The sequence below is a fragment of the Acetatifactor sp. genome, from assembly GCF_982438285.1.
In genome coordinates this window covers 1-5,473 of sequence record NZ_CEWDFQ010000208.1, presented here as the reverse complement: position 1 = coordinate 5,473, position 5,473 = coordinate 1, and the positions used below count along the sequence as shown (strand labels likewise).

Sequence of the window (5,473 nt, the reverse complement as noted above, 5' to 3'; positions counted from 1 at the left end):
AGTAGAAATAGGAGGTGCTAAGAATGCGGCACTTCCTATTCTTGCTGCTTCCGTTATGACGGACGAAACCGTATATATAGAAAATATGCCGGACGTACGGGATACAAACGTACTGCTTAAGGCAATGCAGAATATCGGCGTGATGATCAAGCGCCGGGACCGCCACAGTGTGGCGCTGAATGCCTCCAATGTCAATAATCTTGTGGTGGAGGATGAAAATATCAAAAAGATCAGGGCGTCCTATTATCTGATCGGGGCCCTTTTGGGAAAGTATAAGCGCGCGCAGGTGGCCCTTCCGGGAGGCTGCGACATCGGCTGCCGGGCCATTGATCAGCATATTAAGGGCTTTCGGGCGCTGGGGGCGGATGTGCGCATTGAGCACGGACTGATCAAAACCCGGGCGGACAGATTGGTGGGAAGCCATATTTATATGGATGTGGTCAGCGTAGGAGCCACCATCAATGTAATGATGGCTGCTACCATGGCGGAGGGAATGACCATCATTGAGAATGCAGCGAAGGAGCCCCATGTGGTAGATCTGGCCAACTTTTTAAACAGCATGGGGGCCAATATCAAGGGCGCCGGAACGGATGTGATCCGCATCAAGGGGGTGAAGCATCTGCACGGCACGGAGTACGCCATCATTCCCGACCAGATTGAAGCGGGCACCTTTATGTTTGCGGCGGCGGTGACCAAAGGGGATGTGACTGTAAAGAATGTGATTCCCAAGCATTTGGAGTCTATCACTGCAAAGCTTCTGGAAATCGGCTGCGAGGTGGAGGAGGCGGACGACTGTATTCGTGTGGTTGCCTCCAAGCCCTTAGTGCACACACAGGTAAAAACGCTGCCATACCCGGGATTTCCCACGGATATGCAGCCCCAGATCACAGTTGCCCTGGGGATGTCCAGAGGAACCAGCATTGTCACGGAAAGCATATTTGAGAACCGGTTTAAATATGTAGACGAGCTCACCAGAATGGGAGCAAGCATTAAGGTGGAGGGAAACACTGCCATTATCGATGGTGTGGAAAAATATACCGGAGCCAGCATTTCCGCTCCGGACCTGCGGGCGGGCGCTGCCCTTGTGATTGCCGCCCTGGCCGCTGAAGGTTACACCCTGGTGGACGAGATTCACTACATTGAACGGGGCTATGAGGACTTTCATCTGAAGCTCCAGAGCCTGGGGGCACAGATAGAAATGGTGGAAAGTGAAAGAGATTACAGCAAGTTTAAGCTGAAAACGGGCTGAGGATATCGTATGTGCCTGTCAGCAGAAATTTTTATTGACAAAGAGGCATATTCATAGTAGAGTAGGCTTATAAACAGGTTAACCAAATAAAACAAAATAGTTTCTCTTATTCAGAGCTGGTGGAGATACATAGGATCGATGAAGCCACGGCAACCCCTTGTAAAAGGAAGGTGCCCACCTGAGCGAGTGAATTTCGAACAATAAGAGGATGAGGTGCATGAAATCAAGTCCGCTTATTGCAAGCGGACTTTTTTATGTGCAGATGAGCGGAGATGGTTTGCCGGCAGTGTCCTGCCATATCTGCATGAGGAGCAAAGGAACAAAAAACAATATTCAGAAAGTGCTGCCGGATGCTTTGGCAGAACGGAAACGGAGGAAAAAATGGAGAAACACTTATTTACATCAGAATCGGTTACAGAAGGACATCCCGACAAAATCTGCGACGCAGTTTCGGATGCCATACTGGACGCGCTGCTTGAACAGGATCCCTTCAGCCGGGTGGCCTGTGAGACCTGTACCAACACAGGCTTTGTCCTGGTGATGGGAGAGGTTACCTCCAAGGCTGTTATTGACATTCCCGCCATTGTGAGAAAGACGGTCACGGAGATCGGCTATGATGATTCCAAGAAGGGCTTTGACGGCAATACCTGCGCTGTGATGGTGTCTCTGGACAAGCAGTCCCCTGACATTGCCATGGGTGTGGACAGGGCTCTGGAGGTCAGAGAAAGCCACATGAGCGACGCACAGCTGGACGCTGTGGGCGCAGGAGATCAGGGCATGATGTTTGGCTATGCGGTAAACGAGACGCCGGAGCTGATGCCTTATCCCATTTCCCTTGCCCACAAGCTGGTGCGTCAGCTGACCAAGGTGCGCAAGGATGGAACCCTTCCCTATCTGAGACCGGATGGAAAAAGCCAGGTTTCTGTAGAATATGATGAAAACGGAAGGCCTTTCCGCCTGGAGGCTGTGGTTTTGTCCACACAGCATGACGAGGAGGTGACCCAGGAGCAGATTCACGAGGATATCCGCAAATATGTGCTGGATCCTGTGCTTCCCGGGGAGATGGTAGATAAGGATACCAAATTCTTTATCAATCCCACAGGCCGCTTTGTGGTCGGCGGTCCCAATGGAGACAGCGGATTGACTGGACGAAAGATCATTGTAGATACCTATGGCGGTTATGGACGCCATGGCGGCGGCGCCTTCTCCGGAAAGGACTGTACCAAGGTGGACAGAAGCGCCTCCTATGCTGCTCGTTATGTGGCTAAGAATCTGGTTGCGGCCGGGCTTGCGGACAAATGTGAAATTCAGCTCTCCTATGCCATCGGCGTGGCACACCCCACCTCTATCATGGTGGACACCTTTGGAACGGGAAGGCTGAGCGATGAGAGACTGGTGGAGATCGTAAGGGAAAACTTTGATCTGCGCCCGGCGGGTATCATAAAAATGCTGGAGCTGCGCCGTCCTATTTACAGGCAGACGGCTGCCTACGGGCATTTCGGGAGGGATGATCTGAACCTTCCCTGGGAAAAGACCGATAAGGTGGAGCTATTGAAAAAATATTTATAAGGGTTTTGAGGGGCTGTTGCCAAAGCGGATCGATGATCTGCCAAAGCAGCAGCCCCATTATTATTTTTGACGAGAGAAGGGATTTGTGGTATTTTTAAGGAGAAACATATCCAAATGGAGTGATTTTTGACGGCAGAGAAAGGAAGCGCTATGGAAAGACAGTATTTGATTGTGATAGATATGCAGAAGGACTTTGTGGACGGAGCTCTGGGAACAAAAGAAGCACAGGAGATTCTTCCCAGAGTAGAAGAGAAGATTCAAAATTTTCCGGGAACTGTTATTTATACCAAGGACACCCATGACAGAAATTATCTGTTCACCCAGGAGGGGAAGTATCTGCCGGTGGAGCACTGCATCAAAGGAACGCCAGGCTGGCAGCTTGCAGGAGGGCTGGAAGAGATGTGCCAAAAAAGAAAAGCCCAGGTCTATGAGAAGGATACCTTCGGCTGTGTCAGGCTGGCTGCGGATATGCTGGCAAGGCATAAGGTAAACCCCGTCACTTCCATCGAATTAGTGGGAGTCTGTACGGATATCTGTGTGGTTTCCAATGCACTGCTGTTAAAGGCCTTTCTGCCGGAGGTGGAAATCTGTGTGGATGCTTCCTGCATGGCAGGCGTGACCAAGGAGAGCCATGAGGCGGCTCTGGATACCATGAGAAGCTGTCAGATACAGGTGAGGTGAGTCCTGCCAGAAGCAATCAGCGCAAAAAATAGGATGAAAGGAGCGGCAGCATGGCATTTGCACATCTTCACGTCCACACAGAATACTCTCTGCTGGACGGTTCCAACAAGATAAAGGAATATGTCTCCCGGGTAAAGGAGCTTGGCATGAACAGCGCCGCCATAACGGACCATGGCGTGATGTATGGCGTAATTGATTTTTATAAGGAAGCAAAAGCGACGGGCATCAAGCCGATTATTGGCTGTGAGGTTTATGTGGCTCCAAACTCCAGATTTGACAAGGAGCTTACGGGCGGAGAGGACCGCTATTACCATTTGGTGCTTCTGGCGGAGAATAACACGGGCTATGCCAATCTGATGAAGATTGTAAGCCGCGGCTTTACGGAGGGCTATTATTATAAGCCCCGGGTGGATATGGAGCTTTTAAACCAGTTTCATGAAGGGATTATCGCCCTTTCCGCCTGTCTGGCCGGGGAGGTGCAGCGCAATCTGGTAAAGGGTCAGAGGGAGGAAGCGAAGAAGGCCGCGAAAAAATATGAGGACTGCTTTGGGAAAGGTAATTTCTTCCTGGAGCTGCAGGATCATGGGATTCCGGAGCAGCGGCTTGTGAACACGGAGCTGTTAAAGCTGAGTAAGGAGCTGGATATTCCTCTGGCAGCCACAAACGATGTCCACTATACCTATGCCCAGGATGCAGATTCCCATGACATTCTGCTGTGTCTGCAGACCGGGAAAAAGCTGGCGGATGAGGACAGAATGCGCTATGAGGGCGGACAGTATTATGTGAAGAGTGAGGAGGAGATGAAGGCTTTGTTTCCCTATGCCTGGGAGGCTGTGGAGAACACCCAGGCCATTGCGGACCGCTGCAATGTGGAAATCGAATTTGGAGTGACCAAGCTGCCCAAATATGAAGTTCCAGAGGGATATGATTCCTGGTCCTACTTAAATAAGCTCTGCGATGAGGGACTTTCGGAACGCTACGGCGACGGCAGCAGGCCTGCGGGAGACACGGGACAGACGCTGCGGGAGCGCCTTGACTATGAGCTTTCTGTGATCCGCACCATGGGCTATGTGGATTATTTCCTCATTGTGTGGGATTTTATCAACTATGCCAGAAATAACGGCATACCTGTGGGGCCCGGGCGGGGATCCGCGGCGGGGAGCATCGTGTCCTACTGCTTGAAAATTACCAATATTGATCCTATAAAATATAATCTGCTCTTTGAGCGGTTCTTAAACCCGGAGCGTGTGTCCATGCCCGATATCGATATTGACTTCTGCTTTGAACGCAGGCAGGAGGTAATCGATTATGTGGGCAGGAAATACGGCTCTGACAAGGTGGTGCAGATTGTCACCTTTGGTACGCTGGCGGCCAAGGGTGTGATCCGGGATGTGGGGAGGGTGATGGATCTGCCCTATGCCTTTGTGGATTCCATTGCCAAGATGGTGCCAAACGAGCTGAACATCACCATAGACCGGGCGCTGGAGATGAATCCAGAATTTAGGAAGCTGTATCATGAGGACGAGCAGGTACATTATCTCATTGATATGTGCAAGCGTTTAGAGGGTCTGCCAAGACATACCTCCATGCACGCTGCGGGAGTGGTGATCTGCCAGAAGGCGGCGGAGGAATTTGTGCCCCTTTCCAGAGGGTCCGACGGCTCCATCACCACCCAGTTTACCATGACTACGCTGGAAGAGCTGGGGCTTTTAAAGATGGATTTTCTGGGGCTTCGGACGCTGACGGTGATTCATGACGCCGTGGAATTTGTGGAGAAAACTACGGGAGAGCATATTGATATTGATCATATCGACTATGAGGACCCCAAGGTGCTTGCCTCTATCGGCACAGGAAAAACGGAAGGCATTTTTCAGCTGGAGAGCGCCGGCATGAAAAGCTTTATGAAGGAGCTTCGTCCTCAGAGCCTGGAGGACATTATCGCAGGAATCTCTCTGTACCGGCCGGGCCCTATGG

General features: G+C 51.2%; 4 protein-coding genes and 1 riboswitch. All 4 genes read left to right on the top strand.

Annotation, left to right across the window (positions count from 1 at the left end; translation table 11 throughout):
* A partial coding sequence (locus AC1WIP_RS10600) for a UDP-N-acetylglucosamine 1-carboxyvinyltransferase (RefSeq protein ID WP_481141797.1) occupies nucleotides 1-1,249 on the top strand: 1,249 nt, incomplete at its 5' end.
* Between the two features lie 103 nt (nucleotides 1,250-1,352).
* A riboswitch (SAM riboswitch) is annotated at nucleotides 1,353-1,456 on the top strand.
* 174 nt (nucleotides 1,457-1,630) lie between these two features.
* Nucleotides 1,631-2,818 carry a methionine adenosyltransferase gene (gene metK / locus AC1WIP_RS10595; protein ID WP_481141796.1) on the top strand — a complete coding sequence of 396 codons (1,188 nt, stop codon included), beginning with the start codon at nucleotides 1,631-1,633 and terminating at the stop codon, nucleotides 2,816-2,818.
* A 150-nt stretch (nucleotides 2,819-2,968) separates the two neighbouring features.
* A complete protein-coding gene (locus tag AC1WIP_RS10590; RefSeq protein ID WP_481141798.1) occupies nucleotides 2,969-3,499 on the top strand; it encodes a cysteine hydrolase family protein in 531 nt (176 codons plus the stop codon).
* Between the two features lie 50 nt (nucleotides 3,500-3,549).
* The coding region (gene dnaE, locus AC1WIP_RS10585) for a DNA polymerase III subunit alpha (RefSeq protein WP_481141795.1) at nucleotides 3,550-5,473 on the top strand (1,924 nt) is incomplete at its 3' end.